Annotated in this window: 17 protein-coding genes and 1 pseudogene; 8 read left to right on the top strand and 10 right to left on the bottom strand. The window is 74.7% G+C overall.

The window, feature by feature from the left end:
• Positions 1–98 precede the first annotated feature (98 nt).
• Positions 99–1,247, bottom strand: a complete 1,149-nt coding sequence (gene murQ, locus DTL70_RS03300; protein ID WP_245978955.1) for an N-acetylmuramic acid 6-phosphate etherase — start codon at positions 1,245–1,247, stop codon at positions 99–101.
• 127 nt (positions 1,248–1,374) lie between these two features.
• Positions 1,375–2,262, bottom strand: a complete 888-nt coding sequence (locus tag DTL70_RS03295; RefSeq protein ID WP_114020293.1) for a MurR/RpiR family transcriptional regulator — start codon at positions 2,260–2,262, stop codon at positions 1,375–1,377.
• 393 nt (positions 2,263–2,655) lie between these two features.
• Between DTL70_RS03295 and DTL70_RS03290 the strand changes: the two genes are divergently transcribed.
• Positions 2,656–3,084 (top strand): hypothetical protein, encoded by a 429-nt coding sequence (locus tag DTL70_RS03290; protein ID WP_114020292.1) that lies wholly within the window; start codon positions 2,656–2,658, stop codon positions 3,082–3,084.
• A complete protein-coding gene (locus tag DTL70_RS03285; protein ID WP_114020291.1) occupies positions 3,081–3,338 on the top strand; it encodes a DUF4031 domain-containing protein in 258 nt (85 codons plus the stop codon). Before DTL70_RS03290 ends, DTL70_RS03285 begins: the two co-directional genes overlap by 4 nt.
• 51 nt (positions 3,339–3,389) lie before the next feature.
• Here the strand turns inward: DTL70_RS03285 and DTL70_RS03280 are convergent, their stop codons facing one another.
• Both DTL70_RS03280 and DTL70_RS03275 read right to left on the bottom strand, forming a co-directional pair.
• A complete protein-coding gene (locus DTL70_RS03280) occupies positions 3,390–4,634 on the bottom strand; it encodes a Cmx/CmrA family chloramphenicol efflux MFS transporter (protein WP_114020290.1) in 1,245 nt (414 codons plus the stop codon).
• Between the two features lie 88 nt (positions 4,635–4,722).
• Positions 4,723–5,580, bottom strand: coding sequence for an HD domain-containing protein (locus DTL70_RS03275; protein WP_245978954.1), 858 nt, complete (start codon positions 5,578–5,580; stop codon positions 4,723–4,725).
• Positions 5,581–5,671: 91 nt separating this feature from the next.
• On the opposite strand from DTL70_RS03275, the gene DTL70_RS03270 reads away from it, so the two are divergent.
• A complete protein-coding gene (locus DTL70_RS03270; RefSeq protein WP_114020289.1) occupies positions 5,672–6,376 on the top strand; it encodes a copper homeostasis protein CutC in 705 nt (234 codons plus the stop codon).
• Positions 6,377–6,493: 117 nt separating this feature from the next.
• Here DTL70_RS03270 and DTL70_RS03265 read toward each other — a convergent pair whose 3' ends face one another.
• Complete coding sequence (locus DTL70_RS03265) at positions 6,494–7,882, bottom strand: MFS transporter (RefSeq protein ID WP_114020288.1); 1,389 nt, start codon at positions 7,880–7,882, stop codon at positions 6,494–6,496.
• Between the two features lie 284 nt (positions 7,883–8,166).
• Between DTL70_RS03265 and DTL70_RS03260 the strand changes: the two genes are divergently transcribed.
• A complete protein-coding gene (locus DTL70_RS03260) occupies positions 8,167–8,547 on the top strand; it encodes an ArsR/SmtB family transcription factor (RefSeq protein WP_114020287.1) in 381 nt (126 codons plus the stop codon).
• Between the two features lie 173 nt (positions 8,548–8,720).
• Here DTL70_RS03260 and DTL70_RS03255 read toward each other — a convergent pair whose 3' ends face one another.
• The gene (locus DTL70_RS03255; protein ID WP_114020286.1) at positions 8,721–9,461 is read right to left on the bottom strand and encodes an FG-GAP-like repeat-containing protein; all 741 of its coding nucleotides are present in this window, start codon (positions 9,459–9,461) and stop codon (positions 8,721–8,723) included.
• A 212-nt stretch (positions 9,462–9,673) separates the two neighbouring features.
• On the opposite strand from DTL70_RS03255, the gene DTL70_RS03250 reads away from it, so the two are divergent.
• Together DTL70_RS03250 and DTL70_RS03245 are read left to right on the top strand one after the other, a co-directional pair.
• Positions 9,674–10,918 carry a helix-turn-helix domain-containing protein gene (locus tag DTL70_RS03250; RefSeq protein ID WP_114020285.1) on the top strand — a complete coding sequence of 415 codons (1,245 nt, stop codon included), beginning with the start codon at positions 9,674–9,676 and terminating at the stop codon, positions 10,916–10,918.
• A gap of 55 nt (positions 10,919–10,973) precedes the next feature.
• A complete protein-coding gene (locus DTL70_RS03245; protein WP_114020284.1) occupies positions 10,974–11,273 on the top strand; it encodes a hypothetical protein in 300 nt (99 codons plus the stop codon).
• Positions 11,274–11,289: 16 nt separating this feature from the next.
• On the opposite strand, the gene DTL70_RS03240 is transcribed toward DTL70_RS03245, so the two are convergent.
• Together DTL70_RS03240 and DTL70_RS03235 are read right to left on the bottom strand one after the other, a co-directional pair.
• A complete protein-coding gene (locus DTL70_RS03240; protein WP_114020283.1) occupies positions 11,290–12,372 on the bottom strand; it encodes a serine/threonine dehydratase in 1,083 nt (360 codons plus the stop codon).
• 205 nt (positions 12,373–12,577) lie between these two features.
• Positions 12,578–14,626, bottom strand: a pseudogene (locus DTL70_RS03235) (HelD family protein); the annotation flags it as partial.
• Positions 14,627–15,309: 683 nt separating this feature from the next.
• Between DTL70_RS03235 and DTL70_RS03230 the strand changes: the two are divergent.
• Together DTL70_RS03230 and DTL70_RS03225 are read left to right on the top strand one after the other, a co-directional pair.
• Entirely contained in the window at positions 15,310–16,989 is a 1,680-nt protein-coding gene (locus DTL70_RS03230) for a glycosyltransferase 87 family protein (protein WP_425470307.1), read from the top strand.
• Complete coding sequence (locus DTL70_RS03225; protein WP_245978950.1) at positions 16,874–18,220, top strand: AMP-binding protein; 1,347 nt, start codon at positions 16,874–16,876, stop codon at positions 18,218–18,220. The genes DTL70_RS03230 and DTL70_RS03225 overlap by 116 nt, the downstream gene beginning before the upstream one ends.
• 61 nt (positions 18,221–18,281) lie before the next feature.
• Here DTL70_RS03225 and DTL70_RS03220 read toward each other — a convergent pair whose 3' ends face one another.
• Both DTL70_RS03220 and DTL70_RS03215 read right to left on the bottom strand, forming a co-directional pair.
• Complete coding sequence (locus DTL70_RS03220) at positions 18,282–19,994, bottom strand: DNA repair helicase XPB (RefSeq protein ID WP_114020281.1); 1,713 nt, start codon at positions 19,992–19,994, stop codon at positions 18,282–18,284.
• Between the two features lie 354 nt (positions 19,995–20,348).
• On the bottom strand, positions 20,349–22,955 hold the full coding sequence (locus tag DTL70_RS03215; RefSeq protein ID WP_114020280.1) for a helicase-associated domain-containing protein: 2,607 nt from the start codon (positions 22,953–22,955) through the stop codon (positions 20,349–20,351).
• Positions 22,956–23,097 lie beyond the last annotated feature (142 nt).

Raw genomic sequence — 23,097 nt, 5'->3', positions numbered from 1 at the left:
TGGTGCCATGGTGCAGGCGGTACGGGCGTTCGGTCCGGTTCGGGTGGTCGGTCCGGTGGGGGCGGTCGGTGTGGTGAGGGCGTGGTGGGAGAGCAAGGTCAGGCGTCGCCCTCGGAGCTGTCGGCGGCTGCCGCGGTGAGGGCCGCGCGCAGGTGTCCGTGGGAGGCGGCCAGCAGCCGCTGGGCCCGCGGTCCTTCGACGTCACCCAGAAGGGTGAGGATGGCGGCCTTGACCTCGCCGTCCGTGGCCGCGAGCGCCGACTCGATCGCGTCGTCGGGCGCGCCGGTCGCCAGCGCGACGATCCGCCGGGAGCGCGCGCGCAGCTTCTCGTTGGAGGCGCGCAGGTCGACCATCAGGTTCCCGTAGGTCTTGCCCAGCCGGATCATCGTGATGGTGGAGAGCATGTTGAGGACGAGCTTCTGCGCGGTGCCGGCCTTCAGCCGGGTGGAGCCGGTCAGCAGCTCGGGGCCCACGACGACCTCGATGCCGTGCTCGGCGGCCGCCGCGAGCGCCGAGCCCTCGTTGCAGGACAGGCCCACCGTGAGCGCACCGCGGGCGCGCGCGTGTTCGACGGCGCCGATGGCGAAGGGCGTGCGCCCCGACGCGGAGATCCCCACCACGGTGTCGTCGGCGGTCAAGGACAGTGCGTCCAGGTCGGCCGCGGCCATCTCGGGGCTGTCCTCCGCGCCCTCGACCGAGTTCACCATCGCGTCGGGACCACCCGCGATCACGCCGGTGACCTGGCCCGGAGCGGTGTTGAAGGTGGGCGGGCACTCGCTGGCGTCGAGCACACCCATGCGCCCGGCCGTCCCCGCGCCCGCGTAGAGGAGGCGCCCGCCGCGCGCCATCCGCGCGGCGATGGCGTCGATCGCGGCGGCGATCTGCGGCAGCCGGGCGGCCACGGCGGTCGGGACGGTGCTGTCCTCGCCGTTCATGATCTCGGCGATCTCCAGCGTGGGCAGCTGGTCGATCTGGGCCAGCTCGCTGCGAAACGCTTCGGTCGTGAGTGTGTCCAACTGATGGCGGAGGACGTCGTAGCGCGCCGCGTCCGGCCGGGAGGACGCGGCGTCCTGCTCGGGCGCGGTCCCGGACGGCACGGCGGACCCCGCCCGCGCGGTGTCGGATCGCGCGGAGCCGGGCTGGGAGGGATCGGATGGGGAGCCGTCGGGCTGGGCGGGGCCCGGCCGCGCGGGGCCGGGTTGCGAGCCGGAGGAGTCGAGGGGAGTGGCGGGCTGTGAGGTGGTCATGCGGGAGCGGCTTTCTGTGGCTCTGGGCGGGGGCGGTCTGGATCCTGGGCGTCCGCGGCGTGCCGCGCGTCCCGGGTTTGCCTGGCCTTCCGGGGCGGGCGCGGTCTCGCTCGTCGGGCAGCGGGCCTCAGCGGCCCCGGGGCCGCGGCGAGTGGCGGTGCGCCAGCGCTTCGTACGAGGCGGAGAGCGCGTGCGCCGCCGTCTCGTACGTCCGCTGGGCCACGCCTATGAACAGGCAGTCGACGACGAGCAGCTGGCTCGTTCTGCTGGACATCGCCGCGGGGCGCAGCTCGCTCTCCCGCGCCGTGGACGTCGTGAGCACGTGGTCGGCGTACTGGGCGACCTCCCCGTCCGGGCGGCCCGTGATCGCGATGGTCGTCGCGCCCTGGTCGAAGGCCACGCGCAACGGCTCGATGACATCCACGGTCCGCCCCGAATGGGTGATGGCGACGGCGACGTCGCCCGCCTGCATCTGCACCGCGTTGGTGACGGCGAGATGGGGGTCGGCGTGGCTGTGGGCCACCATGCCGATGCGCAGCAGCTTCTGTGCCAGGTCCTGGCTGACCAGCCCAGAGGCGCCGACGCCGTACACGTCGACGCGCCGGGCTGAAACCATCGCGGCGACGGCCGCCTCGACCTGCGCCACGTCGAGCGCGGCGGCCGTGTCGGCCAGCGTCTGCCGCTCGTCCAGCGCCAGCTTGGCGACGACGTCGGGCATCGGGTCGTCCACGGCGATGTCGGCGGTCACCGCGGGGGCCGCGCCCGACTCCTGCTGCGCGGCCAGCCCGGCGAGAGCCAGCCGCAGGTCCCGGTACCCGGGATACCCGAGGAGACGCGAGGTGCGCACCACGGTGGCCTCGCTGGTGCCGGTGCGCTCGGCCAGACCCGTGACGGTGAGCTGCGCGCACCCGGCGGGATCGCCGGCGACCGCCTCGGCGACCCGCTGCATCGAGCGCGTCATCGACGGCGCCATCGTGCGCACCTTCGCCGCGAGCGCGGTCGGCCCCGGGCGCACGGCCTGGTTCCCTGCCGCCCGTGGCGCCGGCGGCCTGGGCCCCGCGGTTTCCGGTCGCCTCCCGGCCCTGCCCGGTGTCGCAGGTCCCGCCGGCGCCGCCTGCTCCCTGGTGCCCGTCGTGGCCGGCGCTCCGGTCGCCGACTGCGCCTCCGACGTCCCGGCAGGAGGCGCAGTCGTCCCCGCCGAAGGCGCAGTCGTCCCCGTCGGAGGCGACGTCGGCTCGGCCGCCCGCCGGTGCTCTGATCGGAAGGTGAAATTTTCCTTCAGATTACTGCTCACGGGTGGAAGATATTTTCGATTCAGCCGCCCGTCAATGGCTGTTGCGGCACTTGGCGGTCAGCGAGTGGTCATCGAGTTGTGAGCCGTACGGGGCAGCAGTGGTGCAATGGAGGTATGGCACCGATGGATTCCGCACCAGGCTCGGACCCGCCGGGCGAGGGCCGCGACCCCGCCGCCTCCGGGCGGCAGGACCCGCTGGAACGCGCCCTGCACGCCGCCCGCGCGCTGATCCTCGCGGACCTGGAGGCGAGCGACGTGGCACGCGCCGACATCGTCTCGATGGTCGAGGAGTCGGTGACCCACCGCCGCTGGTGGGTCGGGCAGTGGCCCGAAGGGGTCGCCTTCGTGGACGGCCTGGTCGCCCAGGACGTCCAGGACGCACTGCTCGAACGGTACGGGCGGTGGCCCGTCTGCCCCGTGTGCGTCGGCTCCGACCTGCACGCGCTCCAGGTCGAGCCGGAACTGGGCGAGGACCCGCACTGGATCTGCGGGAAGACCTCGACGGTGGTCGCCCGGGTGGGCCGGCTGGGCACCAGGCTGTGACCGTCTACATCGACCCGCCGATCTGGCCGGGGCACGGGCGCGTGTGGTCCCACCTGGTGAGCGACGCGTCGTACGACGAACTCCACGCGTTCGCGGCCCGCATCGGCTGCCCGCCGCGCGCCTTCGACCGCGACCACTACGACATACCGTCCGCGCAGTACGACGTCGCGGTGCGGGCCGGGGCGGTCGAGGTCGGCTCGAAGGAACTCCTCCACCATCTGAAGGCCGCCGGGCTCCGCCGCCGCAAACGCTGACCCCTTGGTGACCGCGCCCGGGCCGAGCCCCCGCGCGCGGTCACCAAGGGGTCAGACCTCGGCGTACTCCACCGTCCGGGCCGGGGAGGCCGCCACCACGCGGGAGCGGGCGTGGACGCGGGAGGAGACGGCCGTCGTAGCCACCCCCGCCGCCGCCATCGCCGCACCGACCCACGCGACCGCCGCGTACCCCCACCCGGCGGAGATGGCCAGACCGCCCAGCCAGGGGCCCACCGTGTTGCCGATGTTGAACGAGGCCGTCGTGGTGGCCCCGGCCAGGGTGGGGGCCGCTTCGGCGGCGTTGAACATCCGGGCGTTGAGGGCGGGCGCCGTCGTGAAGGCGGTCACGCCGAGCATGAGGGCGAGGCCGATCGCCGCGAAACGGTACTCGGCCAGCAGGGCGAGCAGCGCCAGGACGGCTGTGGACGCGGCGATACCGCCGTACATCGTGCCGAACAGGTGCGCGTCCGCGATGCGCCCGCCGATCACCGTGCCGACCAGGCCGCCGATGCCGAACAGCGCGAGCACGCTCGGCACCCAGCTCTGAGGCAGCCCCGCCACGTCGGTGAGCAGCGGCGCCAGATAGGAGAAGAGAGCGAAGACGGCGCCGGCGTTCAAGGCGATGGTCACCAGCGCGAGCCACACCTGCTTGTCGCGGTAGATGCGCAGCTCGCGGCGGAGGTTGGGCGCGTCGTCCCCCGTCGGCACGGCGGTACGGGGCACCAGCATCAGGACGCCGACGAGCCCGACGGCCGCCAGGGCGGCCACCGCCCAGAACGCCGACCGCCATCCGGCCTGCTGCCCCAGGAACGAACCGGCGGGCACACCAGCGATGTTGGCGACGCTCAGCCCACCCACCATGATCGCCATGGCGCGCGCCCGCGCGTTGCCCGGCACCAGCGAGACGGCCACGGCCGCGCCCACCGCCCAGAACCCGGCGCAGGCCAGCGCGCTGAGGACACGCGAGACGAACAGCACCTCGTACGTGGGCGCCAGCGCCCCGGCGACCTGCCCCAGCATGAAGACGGCCAGCAGCCCGACCAGCGTCGTACGCCGTGGCAGCCGCAGGGTGGCGGCGGCCAGCACCGGCGCCCCCACCACCATGCCCACCGCGAACGCCGACACCAGCAGCCCCGCCTTCGGGATCGACACCCCCAGGTCCCTGGCGAGGGGTTGGAGGATGCCCGACAGCATGAACTCGGAGGTGCCCAGCGCGAAGACGGACAGTCCCAGTATGTAGACAGAAAGCGGGATACGGACAGCCGACGGCTTGTCGGCCACGGGTGTGGAGGGCATGCCGTGCTCAACCCGGCCGCGGCCGGCGGCATTCCCGCCGCCTTGGCGCCCTCCTCGCCAGGGGCGCTCTCCGAGTCGTCGCCCCGGTTCAGGCGGCGAGCAGGCGCAGCTCCGTCGTCAGGTTGTGGCGGGCGGGCTGTTCCCAGTGGGCGCGGCCGTAGGAGGTGCAAAAGAGGTGGGGGAGGGAGAGGAGTTGCCGGAGGACGGCGGCCCGGCCCTCCCGGAAGGCGGTGTCGGGCACGAAGGCGTACTCCTGGCGCACTTCGGCGGCGTAGTGCGCGTACTCCTCGGGTGAGCCCGCGAGGACCGCCAGGTCCGCGTCGCACAGGAGAGCGCCGTTGACGTCGTCCGGAGCCGCCTCGTGGGTGACGGTGAGGCGGACGAGGCGGGCGACCTCGGCGGTGCGGGCGGCGGACACGCCCGCCTCGGGGAGGGCCCGCTCGGCGAGGCGGGCGCTGCGCTCCTCGTTCTCGCTGCGGTCGGGACGGTAGACGGCGTCGTGGAACCAGGCGGCGAGGCGGACGGCGTCCGGATCGCCCTGGTGCGCGGCGGGTTCGTCCCCGGTGGTCGCGGACGGGGCGGGCTCTTCCTGGTGGGCGGTCAGCTCCTCGACGCGGTCGAGGACGGCGCTCAGGTGGGCGGTCGCGTGGTAGCGGCGGTGGGGTTCGGCCCAGCGGCGCAGCAGATCCTCGCCGTACGGGGCCGGGTCGGGCCCTTCGGCGCCGCCCCGGGCGCTGCGCAGCAGGGCGTCCCAGCGGAGGAGGAGGGCGGCGTGCACCGCGGACCCGGGTGCGTGGCCCTCGGCCCCGGGCCCAGGGTCGCTGGAGGAGGCGGAGTCGCTGGACGGGGCGGAGTCGCTGGACGAGGTGGAGTCGGCGGGTGGGGCGGGGTCGCCGGAACGGGCGGAATCGGCGGGTTCGTTGCTGTGCGGGTCCGTCGTCGCCATCCCCCCATTGTGGTGCACCGCGGGGGCCGGTCGGCCGGACGAAGGGCTCGGTGTCTTCCGGCGCCCGCCGCCGTATGGCAGTCTGTGCGATATGTCTAGACCAATTCTTGAGGTGATCGCGCTCAGTGCGGAAGACGCGGCCGCCGCGGAGGCCGGAGGGGCCGACCGCCTTGAGGTTGTCGCCGACATGGCCGCCGACGGGCTGACCCCTGCGCTGGAGAACTTCACCGCCATCCGAGCGGCGGTCGCCATCCCCCTTCGGGTGATGCTGCGGCTCGCCGACGGCTTTAGGACCGGGGGCGCCGCCGGCGTCGCAGCGCTGTGCGAGCGGGCCCGCGCCCTGCGCGCCGAGGGTGCCGACGAGTTCGTCCTCGGCTTCCTCGACGACTCGGGACAGGCCGACCTGCCGTCCCTGGAGACGGTGACGGACACCGTCGCGGGCTGCCCATGGACGTTCCACCGCGCCATCGACCGCGCCGCCGACCGCGACGCCCTGCGCAAACAGCTCGCCGAGGCGCCAGGACTCGACACCTACCTCACGGCCGGCTCCCCGGACGGCGTCACCGACGGCTACGACCTCCTGCTGGCCGAAGCCGCCCGCACAGCGGCCGGCGACCCCGGCTACGGCCCCCGGCTGATGGTGGGCGGCGGCCTCGCCCTCTCCCACGTCCCCGGCCTGAGCCGAGCCGGCATCACCGCCTTCCACATCGGCGGCGCCGCCCGCCCCCAGGGCTGGGACGCCCCCGTCGACCCGGCAGCCGTCCGCGCGTGGCGGGAGGCGCTGGACGGCGCGTGAGCGCCCGGCGCGAAGCGCCGGGCGGGCGGCGAGGCCTCCGGGGCGGGCGGCGGAGCCGCCGGGGTCCGGGGCCTCAGGCCCCGGACCCCGCCCGGACGAGTGGTCCTCAGACGCTCCCTACTCGGTGGACCGAGCCGCCGCCCGTCGCCCTGCCGAGGGCGTGTCCGGCCTCGCAACGATCGGGAAAGCGGCCCGGGGAGTGGTCGGTGGAGCGAGCGGGGAAGCGACCGAGGGAGCGATCGGGAAAGTGGACGGCCGACGGTTCTCCGGGGGCCGGGCGGCGGCCGTGCCCGCCCGTACGGCCCCGGCTCCCGCCAGGGACAGTGCGGCGACGGTGGCGCTGAAGACGCTGGTGCCGGTGGTGAGGGATGTGGCGTCGCTGAGCGCGCCCGCGGCGAGGGGGAGTGCGCCGGCCAGTACGTAACCGCCGGCGGTGAGTGCCGCGTTGGCCTCGGCGAGGCGTCGCGCGGGTACGCCCGCGCTGAGCATCGTCAGGGCGCCGAGCTGGGTCAGGCCCTGGCCGAGGCCCGCGAGCACGGCGGAGGCGACGAGGGCGGTCACCGAGGTCGTGGCGACGGCGAGGGTGAGCGCCACCATGCTCGAGACGGTCAGTGCCGCGCCCGACAGCAGGTCCGTGCGCGTGCGCAGGCGGCGCGCCGCGAACTGCACGCCCGTCGCGGCGGCGAACAGGACGAAGATGGTGGAGCCGGAGAGTATCCGGCTGCTGGTGTGCAGCAGGTCGGCCAGCAGCGTGGGGCCGAGCGACAGGACGAAGCCGGTCGCGGCGATCGCGGGAGCGAACACGGCGAGGCCGAGCAGGAGTTGGCGCCGGTGCGCGCGGGGTGCGGAGGGTATCCGGAGCAGGCGGCGGCCCGTCCCCGTGCCGTCCGTGCCTGTACCCGTGCCCGCACCCGTACCTGTACCCGTGCCCGTGGTCGGGGCCGGGTCGGGGTCCGGGGCGGTGGTGCGGCGGGGCAGCGGCATCCCGAGCACCACCGGCAGCGCGAGCGCCAGCAGGGCGATCTGTACCAGGAAGACGGTGACGGACGGCCCGGGGGCCAGTTCGGAGAGCAGCCCGGCGAGGAGGGGCCCCACCGCGGCGCCGCCCACCATCGCGGAGGAGGCCATCAACCCCGCTGTGCGCTTCTGCGTGCTGTCGGCCAGGTCGGAGACGGCCGCCATGCCCGCGGACAGAAACGCCCCGACCGCCACGCCGCTCAACAGCCGTGCGACGGCGAGCGCCGGTACGGAGTGCGCGACGGCGAACAGGACGGAGGCGAGCAGAGCCAGCGCCAGCCCCGGCAGCAGTACGGGTTTGCGGCCGAAGCGGTCGGAGAGGGTGCCCGCGACCGTGAGGGTGGCGAGCAGGCCCGCGATGTAGAAGGCGTAGACCGCCGTCACCGTGGCGGAGGAGAAGCCGATGTCGTCCTGCCACAGGACGTACAGCGGCGCGGGCTCGTTGGACAGCGCGAGGACGGCGACGACGGGCCAGGCGGCCAGCCACATTCAGCGTCGGGAGGGGCGGGGCGGGGCCGGCGGGGAGGCCGGAGCGGAAGAGGGCATAGGGGGCTCCAGGGCAGCACGAGGCGGGGCGGCAGGTCAGGGCAGCGCGGGGCGGGGCAGGGCGGAGGAGTCGACGGGGCACGGCGGTACGAGAAGACTCGTACAAGTAGTACGAGAGAAGTCGTACCAGTGGTGAGTAGTACGATGCAACTCGTACAAGGGGAGAGGTCGCGGCTCCCGCCCCCGGACCCCTCCCGCCGCCCGCTCCGCCCCCGAAGGAGGCCCCCGTGAGCGCCCAGGTCAGCGCCAGGGACTTCCCCCTACCGCCGGCCCCGCCCGAGGCCGAACTCCCCGAGCCCCTGCCCGAGCCCTCGCGCGACGAGCTCCGGCTGGAAGCCGTGCTGGCCGCGCTCAGCGACCCGCTCCGCATCGGCATCGTCCGCAAGCTCCTGCTGGAGTCCGTCGAGCACGACCACACCTGCACCTGGTTCGGGTTGGACCGCCCCAAGTCGTCGCTGACCCACCACTTCCGCACCCTCCGCGAGGCGGGCCTCATCCGGCAGCGCCAGTACGGTCCTTCCCGCCGCAACCGCGTCCGCGTCGAGGACCTGGAAGACCGCTTCCCCGGTCTCCTCGCGCTGGTCGCGGACTGGACCCCGGTGGAGTGAACCGGCGTCGGCGCCCTCGCAGGGGCCGGGACACGCCAAGGGGCGGCACCCCCGCTTTGTCGCGAGGATGCCGCCCCGGAAGGCCCGTCAGGAGCCTTGTGAAGCCGGTGACTCGGCGGAGCCGGTCACCCGGGAGGAGCCGGTGGAGTCCGTGGACTCCGACGACGTGGTGACTACGCGCAGGGCGAGAAGAACTGCGACCAGCCGTCGGTGGGCATGGCCGGCGGCTCGGCCCAGGTGCCGGACTCGCCGTACTTCCCGTTGGCCACGCCGTCGTAGTCGCCGAGACCGCCGCCCGGCTGCGAGAGGCGCGCCTCGCGGTCCATCATGCCGTCACCGATGTTGTTGAGCACCGCGAGGTCGGGGGTGTCGTCGTCGTTGTAGCGCGCGACGCTCAGCTCCCGGACCTCGCCGTGGTCGCCGATGTCGGAGTGCACGGCGTCGGGCGAGGTGAGGTCGATGCGGTTGAGCGGACCCGGGCGGAACTCGGCGAGGTCGGCCGTGGACGGGTCGTCACCGCCGGAGGGCTCGACGATGTTGAGCACCATGTCGAGCTTGCCGTCGTTGTCGAAGTCGGCGACCGCGGCGGCCGCGTCCTCCGCCCGCCCCGCACCGACCAGGTCCCGCACGGTGTGCTTCTCACCGAACGAGCCGTCCTTGTTGCCCCACTCGACGGTCATCTCGGTACCGGTGTGGCCCGGGTTGGTGATCCGGTCCGCGCGGCCGTCACCGTCCAGATCGCCCACCAGCGTGGTCGAGTCGGCCAGGCACGCGGCCGAAGCCGCGGTACGGGCGGACTCGTCCCCAGCGCCCTGGGCCACGGGGTTGACGGCGCTGGCGTAGCCCGCCCCGGCCAGCGTCAGGGCGGCGGCCGCCAGCGGCAGAGCGATCCAACGTGAGCGTGTACGACGCATTTTCCAGCTCCCAATCTGTCGTTACCGCAAGATGTGATGCCGGATCGCGTGCGCGAGTTCACGGCCGGTTCGCCGTGTGACGAGATGGTGACATTCGCGTGCGGGGGTCGCCCCTACTCGCCGTAGGGCGCGGCCAGTTGCCCTTCACAGGGATGTGTGGCGCGCGCCGCTCTCTATGCTGAGCGGAGAAGCCGGCTGGAAGAGGTGGCGCGATGGACCAGGGTGGGGACAGCGCGGAGACCGTGGCGTTCGGACAGCGCGTCCGGGTGCTGCGAGTGCGCCGGGGGATGAGCCGCGAGGTGCTGGCAGGACTGGTGGGCCGGTCCGTGAGCTGGGTGAAGCAGATCGAGGGCGGACGTTTGCAGATGCCGAAGCTGCCCATGGTGCTGCGGCTCGCTGAAGTGCTCCGTGTGGGCGACCTGGCGGAGCTGACGGGCGAACACAGCATGCCGGTGGCCCTGTTCACCGGTCCTGGACACCGTCGGCTGCCGCAGGTGCGCGCAGCGATCGACGCGTTCCCCTTCGACGCCCGCAGCCGTGAGGCGCCGGCGGCCACGCAGGTGCGAGCCCGGCTCACCGAGGCGTGGGCCGCGCGGCATGCGGCGGCTCACCACCGCGATGTGCTTGGCGCGCTGCTGCCGGCGCTCGTCGAGGACGCCCAACTGGCCGTGCACCAGGCCCGGACGGCGTCACGGCGTCGGGAGGCCCACGCCGTGCTGGCCGAGACGTACGCCCTCAGCCAGTTCTTCCTGGCGTACCAGCCCGACTCCGCCCTGCTGTGGCGGACCGTCGAACGCGGTCTCGTGGCGGCGCAGGAGTCGGAGGACCCGCACGCCATCGGCGTCGCCGCCTGGCTCGCCGCCCAGGCCCACCGGGACAGCGGGCACTCGCACTTCGACGCCGCCGACGCCGTCACCGAGGCCACCCTCCGCCATCTGGAGCCATTGCTGCCCGACGCCGATGCGGATGTGCGCGCCATCGCGGGCGCCCTGCGCTTCGAGGCCGGGTACACGGCGGCCCGGCGCGGTGAGACGGGCAGCGCCTGGCGCCACTGGGACGCCGCACGCGCCACCGCGCAGCGGTTGCCGACCGGGTACTTCCACCCGGTGACGTCGTTCTCCCGCGCCGTCATGGGCGCCCACGCGGTGACCGTCGCCGTCGAGCTGCACGCGGGCGCGGAAGGCTCCCGCCAGGCGGCGGCCGCCGACACCGCCGCGTTGCCGTCCCGGCCGCGCCGGGCCCGGCACCACATCGAACGTGCCCGCGCCTATCAGCTCGACGGCCGCCCGGAGGAGTCCGTCAACGCCTTGGCACAGGCCTACGAGACCGCGCCGGAGACGATCCGCTACAACGGCCACGCCCGCCGCATCCTCCTGGAGGAGTCGGCCCACAGAAGCCCCGAACGCCGCCGACGCGCCGCCCGGTTGGCCACCAGGGTCGGCGTCATGTCGTCGTGACGAGCGGACACAAACTGTGTCCGTTCCTGTACCCGGCCCCCCATAACGTGCCCGTATGGACGAAGAGAACAGCCCCGACGACACCCCCACCGAGATGCGGCTGCTGCCCTGGGTGAGTGACGTGGGGAAGCCCTGCTATCTGGTGGGGGAGGCGGACGGGGTCATCGCGGGGTTCGCCGACGAGGTGGAGGCGCGGCAGCTTGCCCGTGCGCGGGCCGCTTTGGAGGAGGCCCGCGACACGTTGGACGAGCCCGCCGCCGGGGCCCTCGCGTTGCGGCTGGCTCTGGAGGCGGCGGGCCAGGCCCTCACGGAGGTGCTCCGCGTCGCGGAGAGCCGGGTGCGGCGGGTGGACTGAGGGGCGAGTGGCGGGCTCAGTGCGGGGAGGCGGCCCCGTCACGCGAGGGTTCGGCTTCGTGCGAAGGTCCCGCGTCTCGCGAGGGCTCGGCCTCCAGGGACGGCCCGGCGTCCCGGGCCAGCTCGGCCGGGTCCGCGTTGGACCCGCACAGCACGACGGCGACCCGCTCCCCTGCCGCGGGCACGTACGGCGCGTGCGCGTTGCCGCATCCCGCGACGCCGGCGACCCCCGCGACGGCGGTGCCCGCGGCGTTCTCCACCGCGAGCCTGTAGTGCTCCCACAGCCCGTGGCGCGCGGCGGCGACCGCGTCGTCACCGACGAGGACGGACCGCACGTTGCGGTGGCCCGCGGCGGCCAGCGCCATGGGGGTGGCGCGGCGGGCGCCGAGGGAGTCGGCGGCGACGGAGTCGATCTCCACGTCGACGACGCGGCCCGCCTCCAGCGCGGCGTTCAGGGCGCGGCAGCGCTCCGGCTCGACGGCCACGACCCTGATCCCGTGGTGCTGGGCCGCGGCGGCGACCCCGGCGAACAGGCCGCCGCCGCCCACGGCGACCACCACCGTGTCGATCAGCGGAACCTGGGCGCGGATCTCCTCGACCATCGTGCCCGCGCCCGCCGCGATCAGCGGATGATCGTAGGCGTGGGAGGGCAGCGCGCCGGTGTCGGTGGCGAACGCCTCGCACGCCGCGGCCGCTTCCGCGTACTCGGCGCCCGCGAGGCGCACGTCTGCGCCGTACGCGCGCAGGCGCTCGACCTTCGTCCGCGGCGCGGTCTCCGGGAGGAAGACGGTGGCGGGCACGCCCAGGCCGCGTGCCGCCCAGGCGCAGGCGAGCCCCGCGTTGCCGCCGGAGGCCAGGGTGACGCCCGCGTCGGGCAGCTCGCCCTGCTCGCGGTGCGCCAGCAGGAAGTTGAGCGCGCCGCGCGCCTTGAAGCTGCCGGTGTGCTGCATGAACTCCAGCGCGAAGTACAGCTCGGCGCCGCCCGTGTCGGGCCCGGCGCCCGGGGAGCCCGCGTCCGCACGCGCGACCGTGACTGGGCGCACGCGGTCGGCGACCCGATCAGCGGCGGTTTTGACATCCCCGTAGGAAAGGTGGTGCACGGCGCGACTCCTGGCGTGCTCGGACGTGAGCGGACAAACGTCTACGTTACGGCCTCACGCCGACTGCCCCGTCAACGCTGTGGACGGCTGTGGACGCGTCAGCCCCGGACGGACCGGGCGGGGAGGCCGCGTCGGCGGACACCGCACCCGCGGACTCCCCTGTTCCGGTCGCCGCTCTCGCGGGCGCCTCGCCCTCGACCGGTCCCGCCGCGAGGGCCGCGGGCAGCGGTTCGGCGTGCACGACGGCGAGCCCGGAGACCGCTCGGGTCAGTGACACGTACAGCCGCCGCAGTCCGGTACGCAGGTCGGGCTCGTCCGCGACGATCGCGGCCGGCTCGTCCAGCACGACGTAGTCGTACTCCAGGCCCTTGGCCAGCGTCGCCGGAACGAGGGTCAGCCGGGCGTCGGCGCTGGTCTCCTGACCGGGGGACAGGAAGCCGAGCCCGGCGGCCCGCAGGGCGCCGGTCACGGCGGGCAGCCGCGACGCCGCGGCGATCAGCCCGACCGAACCCTCCCGCTCCAGCGCGGCCCGGCAGGCGTCCACCACCATCGGGGCGAGCGCGTCCCCGCCGTCGCCCGCCGTGGGCGCGCGGCGCACCGAGAAGTCGCCAGGGGACTCCCGTACGGAGGTGGCGGGCGTCAGCGCGGGGGCGATCGAGGGCAGCAGGCGCGAGGCGTAGGCGATGACGTCCCGCGGCACGCGGAAACCCTCGGTCAGCTCCTCCACGACGGCACCGGGCTTGCCCAGGTGCTCCAGCGCGGTCTCCCAACTCTCCGTCGCCCACGGGGTGGTGCCCTGCGCCAGGTCCCCCAGGACGGTCGCCGAACCGGTCGAACAGCGCCGCCCCACCGCCCGGTACTGCATCGCGGAGAGGTCCTGGGCCTCGTCCAGCACGACGTGGCCGAGGGAGGGGGTGCGCTGCACCAGGTCGGCGGCCTCGTCCACCAGGACGACGTCCGCCGCGGACCACGTGGCGCTCTTGACGCCCCGCGGGGGCTTCTCCCACAGGATGGCGCGCTGTTCGTCCTCGCTCAGCACGCCCTCGGCCTGCTCCGCGAGGAAGTCCGGGTCCGACAGCAGCCGCAGCACCAGCTTCGCCGGGTCGACGGCGGGCCACACCTCCTTGACGACCGCCTTGACCGCCGCGTTCCGCGCCACCGCGTCCTGGACCCGGTCGTCCGGGGCCTCCCCGGCCTGCTCCATGCGCAGCAGCACCGCGTGCGCGATCCGCTGCGGCAGCGCGTCGCGCGCCGCGCCGTACCGCATGTCCCTGGCCAGCAGTTCGCGCACCACCTCCGCGACCTCGTGGGCCGGCACCCGCCACCTCCGCGAGCCGCGCACCACCACGCACGGCTCGCCCGGCAGCGGACGCACCCCGCAGCGCACGGCCCGGCGCAGCACCTCGGCCATGCGCGCGTCACCCTTGAGGCGGGCCGCCTCGGCGCTGTCCACGCCGCGCACCGGCGTCTCGGGGCGTGCCACCAGGTCCTCGACGGTCGTCTGCCGCGCCTGAACCTCGCCCAGCGCGGGCAGCACCTGTTCGATGTACCTCAGGAAGGAGTCGTTGGGACCGACGACGAGCGTGCCCGTACGGGTCAGCCGCTCGCGGTGCGCGTACAGCAGGTAGGCCACACGGTGCAGACCGACAGCCGTCTTGCCCGTTCCCGGCGCCCCCTGGACGCAGACGGTGCCCTCCAGACCGGCGCGCACGATCTCGTCCTGCTCCGGCTGGATCGTGGCGACGATGTCGCGCATCGGCCCGACGCGGGGCCGTTCGATCTCCGCCTGGAGGAGCGCGCTGGTGCGTTCCGCCTCGCCCCGATCGCTCAGATGCTCGTCCTCGTAGGCGGTCAGTTCGCCGCCCGTGTAGCCGAACCGGCGGCGCAGCGCCACGTTCTGCGGGTCCTTCTTCGAAGCGCGGTAGAACGGCTGCGAGACGGGGGCACGCCAGTCGACGACCATGGGGTCGCCGTCGGCGTCGTGGACGTGCCGACGGCCGATGTAGAAGGAGTGCCCCGAGGTGGCCGGCGCCTCGGACGGCTCCGATGTGCCTGACGGCTCGGATGTGCCTGACGGCTCCGATGTGTCTGACCGCTTCGGCGTGCCGTAGTCGAGACGGCCGAAGAACAGCGGTGCGTGGGCCAGGTCGGCGAGGGAGGCGATACGGGCCTCGATACCGGCGGCGAGCACCTCGGCGTTGACCCAGTTCGCGGCCACGTCGCGGATGTCGAGCGCCTCCGCGTCCGTCCGCATGGCGCGCAGCGCGGCCCGGGAGTCGGACAGGTGGGCACGTTCGCGGGCGAGGGGATCGCCCGCGCCGGGTGCGCCGGGTGCGGTGTGGTGCGGTTCGGGAGAGGGCGGGACGGTCACCGGGTTGCCTCCGGGCGGACACGGGCACGCGTGCGGACAGGCCGCAGTCGCGGTCGGAGTCGCAGCCGTGCTGCTTACCGGTGTGCGGGCGCGCGGCCGTACGGCGTCACATCGTGCGGACGTACAGGTCTGTGGTCGAGCCCGGCCGGTTTCCGTGCGGCGGGCGCCTCAGAGCCGAGAACCGGCGCGAGGGGGCAAGTGCGCGATTGTAGCCACGCCGAACGGGTACGGCGAACGCTTTTCGCCCCGGGGGTGCGGGGCGGAGACGGCGTGGAGAGGGCGCGGGGGAGGGCGCGCGGGCGCTGCCCGCACGGTGCCGCTTCCGTCTCCCGCCGGGGACTCGATTAGGGTCGGCCCGGCGGCAACCGACGGCACCGGATCCCGTCGCCGCACGCCCCACGCCGCACGGACGGTTTCTCGTGCGGGCGGCGTTCCGTGCGGACGGGTGACCGCGGGGAACGGGTGATCCGTGCGGGGCGGGTGATCCGTGCCAGACGGTGATCCGGTCGGGCCCACGGGCCGGCTGCCGGGCACGAGCACGCACGAGCGACGAGGAGTCGGCACGGGTGACTGGCAGCGGCGCCGTGAGACCCCGTACCCGTCTTCGTCCCCGCCCCTCGCGACTGCCGTACCCGTCCCTGACCACCGCGCTCCTCCTGCTGGCCGCCTCGCTCGGCGTGTTCGCCGCGCTCGCCGCGGTCCAGGGCCTGCCCATGGACGACATCCGCGTCTACCGGGCGGAGGGCGCCGCCGTCTGGCACGGCACCGACCTGTACGGCTTCACCGTCACCGAGTGGGATCTGCCCGCGACCTACCCGCCCTTCGCCGCACTGCTGTTCGTCCCGGTGGCGCTCGTCCCGCTGACCGTCGCGAAGGGCGCGTTCGTCGCGGGCAACGTGGCACTGCTCGCCTGGCTGATCACCCTCTCCCTCCGCGCCGCCCGGCCGGACGGGGCCTCGGGCTCGTCCGGGACGGCGTCCGGGGCGGCGTCCGGGACCGTGGCCGGGGCGGTGTCCGTGGCCGCGCCGCTGCCCGCCGTCGTCTGCCTCACCGCAGCCGCGCTGTGGCTCGAACCCGTCTTCCAGACGGTGGCCTTCGGACAGATCAACCTGCTGCTGGCCTGCCTCGCGCTGTGGGACATGGGGCGGCCCGACGGGGCACGCGCCAAGGGGTTCGCCCTCGGCCTCGCCGCGGGCGTCAAACTGACGCCCGCGCTCTTCGCCGTCCACCTGCTGCTGACCGGCCGGCTCAGGGCGGCGTGCTGGGCCGCCGCCGGATTCGCGGCGAGCGCCGCCGTGGGAGCGTGCGCGCTGCCGGGCGCGAGCGTGGAGTTCTGGACGCGCAGGATGTTCGAGACGGCGCGGGTCGGGAAGGCGTGGATCGTCGACAACCAGTCCCTCCAGGGGCTGGCCGCCCGCCTGCTGCACGAAACCGAGCCGGGAGGACTGTGGCTGGCGCCCACGCTGGTGCTGGCCGTCGGAGGCATGTGGCTGGCGCGACGGGTGACCGTGCGGCCCGGAACGGGAGCCGGCGGCGAGCCGCCGGAGCCCGGCAGGCCGCCGGGGTCCAGCCGGTCCGGTGCGGCCGGGGAGCGGGGGGAGTTGTGGGGGATCGTGGTGACCGCGCTGGTCGCGCTGCTCGTCTCGCCCATCAGCTGGTCCCACCACTGGGTGTGGTGCGTGCCGCTGCTGGCGGCGCTGGCCACCACGCGAAGCGGCACCACCAACCCCGTCGGACGGGGCGGCCCTGCCGGACGGGGTGGCCCTGCCGGCCCCGGTGGCCCCGCCGGACGCGGCGTCCCGTGGCCGCGGGTGGCCCTCGGGTGCGTGGCCGTCGTCTTCACGGCCCGCACCCTGTGGCTCGTCCCCAAGGAAGGCGACCTGGACCTGCGGCTCGACTGGTGGCAGCAGCCGCTCGCCTCGCCGTACCCGCTGCTGGCGCTGGCGCTGCTGGGCGTGGCGGCCGGGTACGTGTCGGCGGAGCACCGCCCGGCGGCGCTGACACCGCGCGTTCCCCCGGCAAGAATCGACGGGGACGGGCACGCGAAGGACGACCGGACGGCCCCTCCCGCCGCCGACGGGCGGAAGGGCGGCCGACGACCAGAGTGCGAAGAGGCCCGAGGAGGCCGGTGTGCGAAGCACGATGCAGGACATTCCGCTGACCGTGACCCGGCTCCTGGTGCACGGGGCGCTCGCGCACGGGACGTCCCGGATCACGACGTGGGCGGGGACGGCGGGCGGAGCTGAACCGGACCGCCGTACGTTCCTGGAGGCGGGTGTCCGCGCCATACAGCTCGCCGGGGCGCTGCACGACGAGTTCGGCGTCGAGCCCGGCGACCCGGTGGCCACCCTCATGGCCAACACGGCCGACCACATGGAGGCCTACCTCGCGGTGCCCTCCATGGGCGCGGTCCTCCACACCCTCGACCCGTGGCTGCCGGCCGACCAGCTGGTGGCGGCGGCCCGGCTCGGCGGGGCGCGGGTGCTGCTCACCGATCCGGCGGGGCTCGCCCCGCTCGCCTCCGTGCTGCCCCGCCTCACGCATCTGCGGCACGTGATCGTCGCGGGCGGCAGCGAGAGCGCCGCCGTCGTCCCCGGCACCGCCTACAGCGCCGAGGTCCACGACTACGAGCTGCTGATCGACGACCGCCGCAAGCGCTACGACTGGCCCGAGATCGACGAACGCGACGCCGCGGTCCTGTGCCACACCACCTCGGCTCACGCCGCCCCCCGCGGCGTCGCCTACAGCCACCGCGCGCTCTACCTGCACGCCCTCCAGGCGCAGACCCCGCAGGCGTACGGCATCGGGGTGAGCGACCTCGTCCTGCCCGTCGTGCCCATGTCGCGCATGCTCGCCTGGGGCCTGCCCTACGCGGCCTTCGCGGGCGGCGCCTCACTGCTGCTGCCCGGCATCTACGACCAGCCCGCGCCGCTGGCGGAGATGTCCGAGCGGGAGCGGCCCACGCTGGCCGTCGCCGACCCCGCCACCTGGGACGGTCTGCTGGAGGAGCTCGCGACGCGCCCCCGCGACCTCTCCTCGCTGCGGGAGGCCGTCGTCGTGGGCGGCCCGGGAGAGGACCCCGGCGGGCCGCTGCTGGCCCAGGAGCTGGGCTGGCGGCACGGCATCAGCACCGCGGCGGCCTGGGGCGCGCCCGAGACGCTGTCCCCGGCGTGCGTGGCGCGGGCCGAGGGCGGCGGTGCCGACGAGGCGGGCCGCTACCGCTTCCCCGCCTCCGTCGAGTACGGCGTCCTGGGCCCCGACCTGGCGCCGCTGCCCTGGGACGGCGAGTCCCAGGGCGAGCTGCAGCTCCGCGGCCCGTGGATCACCGCTTCGTACGTCGAGGACACAGTCGAGGACACCGGGCATCCGACGCCGCTGCACGAGGGCTGGCTGCGCACCGGGGAGACGGCGACGATCAGCCCGGACGGCCGGGTCGCCATGCAACCCCCGAAAGAGGCGTCCCCGGAGGGACGGTAGCCCTCCGGGGACGGGCGGCACGGGGCGGCCGCGGTCCGCCCGTGCCCCCGGGGCAGGGGGATCAGACCTCGTCGGGGTCGGGATTCCTGGCGGTGCCGCCCTGCTGCTGCGGCGACTCGCTCAGCAGGTCGACGGAGTCCACGATCCGGTAGGCGTAGCCTTGCTCGGCCAGGAAGCGCTGGCGGTGCGCGGCGAAGTCCTGGTCGATGGTGTCGCGCGCGACGACGGAGTAGAAGCGCGCCTCGTGCCCGTCCGCCTTGGGGCGCAGCACGCGGCCCAGCCGCTGGGCCTCCTCCTGGCGGGAGCCGAACGTGCCGGAGACCTGGATGGCGACGGTGGCCTCGGGCAGGTCGACGGAGAAGTTGGCGACCTTGGAGACGACCAGGCAGGTCAGCTCGCCGGTGCGGAAGGCGTCGAACAGCTTCTCGCGCTGCGCGTTGCTGGTGTCGCCCTTGATGACGGGCGCGTCCAGGTGCTCGCCCAGTTCGTCGAGCTGGTCGATGTACTGGCCGATCACCAGCGTCTGCTCGCCCGCGTGGCGCCGCACCAGCGCCTCGGTGACCTTCCGCTTGCTGTCGGTGGTCGCGCAGAAGCGGTACTTCTCCTCCTGCTCGGCCGTGGCGTAGGCCAGCCGCTCGGAGTCGGTGAGCGAGACGCGGACCTCCACGCAGTCGGCGGGGGCGATGTAGCCCTGGTTCTCGATCTCCTTCCACGGGGCGTCGAACCGCTTGGGGCCGATCAGGGAGAACACGTCCGACTCGCGCCCGTCCTCCCGTACCAGCGTGGCGGTCAGCCCGAGGCGGCGGCGCGCCTGGAGGTCGGCGGTGAACTTGAACACCGGCGCGGGCAGCAGGTGCACCTCGTCGTAGACGATCAGGCCCCAGTCGCGGGAGTCGAACAGTTCCAGGTGCGGGTAGACGCCCTTCCGCTTCGTGGTGATCACCTGGTAGGTGGCGATCGTGACGGGGCGGATCTCCTTCTTCGTCCCGCTGTACTCGCCGATCTCCTCCTCGGTCAGCGAGGTGCGGCGCATCAGCTCGGACTTCCACTGGCGGGCCGAGACGGTGTTGGTGACCAGGATCAGCGTCGTCGCCTGCGCCTTGGCCATCGCACCGGCGCCGACCAGCGTCTTGCCTGCCCCGCACGGCAGCACGACGACGCCGGAGCCGCCGTGCCAGAACCCCTCGACGGCCTGCTGCTGGTAGGGCCGCAGCGACCAGCCCCCGCCCTCGGGGCCCGAGCCCTCGTCCAGGTCGATCCGGTGCGCCTCGCCGTCCACGTACCCGGCCAGGTCCTCCGCCGGCCAGCCCAGCTTCAGCAGCACCTGTTTGATCTGACCGCGCTCGGAGGGGTGCACCACCACGGTGTCCGGATCGACCCGCTCCCCCACCAGGGGCTGGATCTTCTTCGAGCGCAGCACCTCCTCCAGCACGGGACGGTCGCTGGTCACCAGCACAAGACCGTGCGTGGGGTGCTTGTTGAGGGAGAGCCGCCCGTAGCGGGCCATCGTCTCGGCGATGTCCACGAGCAGCGCGTGCGGCACCGGATACCGCGCGTACTCCACCAGCGCGTCCACGACCTGCTCCGCGTCGTGCCCGGCGGCCCGCGCGTTCCACAGGCCCAGCGGCGTCACCCGGTAGGTGTGGATGTGCTCCGGCGCCCGCTCCAGCTCCGCGAACGGCGCGATGGCCCGCCGGCAGGCGTCGGCCTGCTCGTGATCGACTTCGAGGAGGAGGGTCTTGTCCGACTGGACGATCAGGGGGCCGCCGTTCACGCGTCACCTTCCGACGTTCGGATGAGTTCCCGACAGGGACCAAACGTCCAGTGTGCCGCACCGGCGCGGGTGCGTGGCGTGGTGTGCGCCACGCCGCCCCGCCGAGGGGGCGTCGCCCCCTCGGAGCGTAGTGACGAGGGAACCGCACTGCCGCGGTCACGCACAGGTGAAGTGACGGCGCCCTCCGTGGTCAGGCGGGAAGCTGTCCGGCCTTGAGGCCGGTGACGAACTCCGCGAACGCCGCGGCGGGGAACGAGAGGACGGGGCCTTCGAGGTTCTTGCCGCCGCATCCGCCGCGTACGGGGACGACACCGGTCGCCGTAGCGGACGTGGGAGCCGTCGCGTGCGCACGGCTCAGCCCTCCACCTCCGCCACCCCCGTGATCCGGTGCAGGGGGTAGGTGCGGACCTCGTCGGCGGTGTGGTCGTAGGCCGTCACGAAGCCGCCCTCGACCTTGACGGGGGCGATGACGCGCTGGGAGGCGGCGCCGTCCGCGTTGACGTAGCCGATCCACACCGGGGTGCCGGTGAGGGTCGCGGACTGCATGATGGCCAGCGTCTCGGCCATGACGGTGCGGGGGAGGCCGCCGCCGGGTGGCGGGGCGGCGGGGGCGGTGGGCTTGTGGGGGAGGGTGGCGGCGTGGTCGCCGGCGCGGATGGCGCGCACGGCGGCGGCGAGCAGAGTGGCGTCCGGCGCGGGCGGGCCGTCCGGGACCGGCTCGGGTGGCGTGCGCGGCGGTGTGCGGCGCGCGTCGGCGCGGGACAGCAGGACGTCGCCCTCCGCCGACTCGGCGGCGGGCGCGTGGCCCATCTCGCGCAGTCGGGCGAGGAGCTGGTCGGGCGGGGCCTGGGAGGCGAGCACCGTGGGGGCCAGCAGGCGCAGCCGCAGCGGTGCCGCGCGGCGGTCGGCGAGGATCTCGGCGAGCAGCGTGTCGTCGTCGCAGCGCACGTAGGAGGAGGCGGCGCCGACCCGCACCTGGCCGTGCTTGCGGGCCACGTCGTCGATCAGGTACGTCAACGGTTGCGGCACCGGGGTGCTGGAGTGGGCGGCGAGGAAGGCGTGCAGGTCGGCGGCGGTGCGGCCGGCGTCGAGGGCGCGGCGTACCGAGTCTGGGGTGAAGCGGTAGACGGTGGCGCCGCCCTTGGACTCGACGTCGGCCAGGACGCCGAGGAAGGCGCCGAGTTCGCGCTCCAGCGGGCCTGGGGCGACGGCCGTCAGGTCGGCTTGGAGCAGTACCTCGCTCAGTGGTTCGGGAAGGTGGGGGGTCAGCGCGTCGGCGACCGCGGTGAGGGTGGCCTCGGCGGGCGGCTCGCCGGGTGCGGCCTCCCCCCGGGCGGCGGCCTCCACCAGGGGGCGCACGAAGGAGGCGAGCGCGCCTCGGCCGGTGACGCCCAGCGACTCGGCCTCGTCGAGGGCCCAGTCCATCAGGCGGGTGGGCAGGTCGGGTCCTGCGCTCTCCTCGTCGGACCCGTCGGCGGCGGCGCGGCCCGCCCGTACGCCCTGGAGCGGCCGTTCCCAGCGCAGCCGCTCGCGCAGCGCCGCGCGGTCGGGTACCGAGCCGGCGTCGAGTGCGGCGAGGAGGGCGAGGGCCCGGTGCCGCACCTCCGGTGCCGGGCTGCGGTCGAGGCCGGGGCCCAGCGGGGCGAGCGCGCGCTTGCGGGCGTCCCGCGCGTCGCGCTCGCCGACCAGGCCCGCCACCCGCGTCGCCCGGTACCAGGCCGTCACCAGCCGTGCCCAGCGTTCGGCGGGTGCGGCGCGGAGCCACTCGTCGTAGGCGGGGGTGGGGGCGTAGGCCTCGTCGACCTCTCCGTCGGAGGCGACCAGGCCGGCCGCGTAGGCGAGTTCGATCCAGAAGGCGGCGGCCGGCTCGGGCACGTCGAGGGCGACGGCGGTCCGCTTGAGGTCGCGCACGCCGAGGCCGCCCGCGCGCAGTACCGGCGGTGGTTCGGTCTCCCACGACGACAGCAGTTCCTCGACGGTCGTCAGCGCCGTCATCGCCTGGCCCGCCGCCGTCCCGTCGACTGTTCCTGTCGCGTGCGAGCGCGCGACCGCGACCGGCGGGGCCGTCGGCTCCAGCTCCCGGTGCGCCCGGCCCCCGCGCAGGTGCAGCGCCACCTCGCGCGGCAGGACGACGCTGCCGGCGGCGGTCCCGGTGCCGCCTGGCTGGTCGGCGCCGGTGGGGATCAGCAGCGCCCGCTCCAGCAGCCAGCAGACCGGCGGCGGTGGCGCCGTCAGGTCGACGGCGCCGTACGGCGGCCCCCACTCCAGCTTCCGCAGCACGGATTCGGCCCCCTCCGGTGCCCGTGCCAGCAGCGCGGACATCCGCTCGGGATCGCCGAACAGCGCAGCGAGGGCGCTCAGCGCGCTCACCGGATCGTGCGTCGCGGGCAGCCCGGCGTGCGCCAGCGCCTCTTGGAGGCGGGACGGCGACGGCTTCGCTGAGCCCGCCGCCGCCACCGCCTCGGCGAGCGTGGGGCCCAGCCCGGTCGGGGAGGGCGACGTCAGCAGCTCCCGTGCCGTGCGCACCAGCCGCGGCCGCCGGGGCGGCCCCCACACCAGGGCACGTGCCCGCAGTTCGGCGAGCGCGTGCGGCAGCCGCGCCGCCGCCTCGTCGCCGGGGAGCAGCGCGGAGAGGAGTTCCTCTGTCGTCGCGGTGCCCGCGGGCCCTGCTCCGGGGCTTCCCGCGGGTCCCTCCGGGGCGACGGCCAGGGCCTCGGCCGTCTGGAGAGCGAACCGGTCGAGCCGCTCCAGGGCCCGTACGACCGACGCGCGGGTGCCGGCACGGGTGGCGAGCTGGGTGAGGTCGCCGGGGACGGGGGAGAGGAGGTCGGGGCGCGCCCGCAGGAGGGCCGACAGCGCGGCGTCGTCCCGGGACCGCAGGTCCTCAGCCAGGGTGCGGGGGCCGGGCGGCTGGGAGGCGTCCGGCCGGGAGGGAGACGCCCCGGTCTGCTCACTGCTCATCCCACCCACGGTAGCGGCCCGCGGCCGCACCTCCCCGTGGTCCGTCGCGCGGACGCCGCCTCATGAGCGCCGTGCGGGCGCTCCCTCGCGGCCGCGGCGCGCGGTACCGTCGGGGCAAGGTCGGTAAGGGCTAGCGGGTTGT

The sequence above is a fragment of the Streptomyces diacarni genome, assembly GCF_003323715.1.
Classification (GTDB): Bacteria; Actinomycetota; Actinomycetes; order Streptomycetales; family Streptomycetaceae; genus Streptomyces; species Streptomyces diacarni.
Note: the sequence above shows the minus strand (reverse complement) of the source record. Positions and strands in the feature narration are given on the sequence as shown.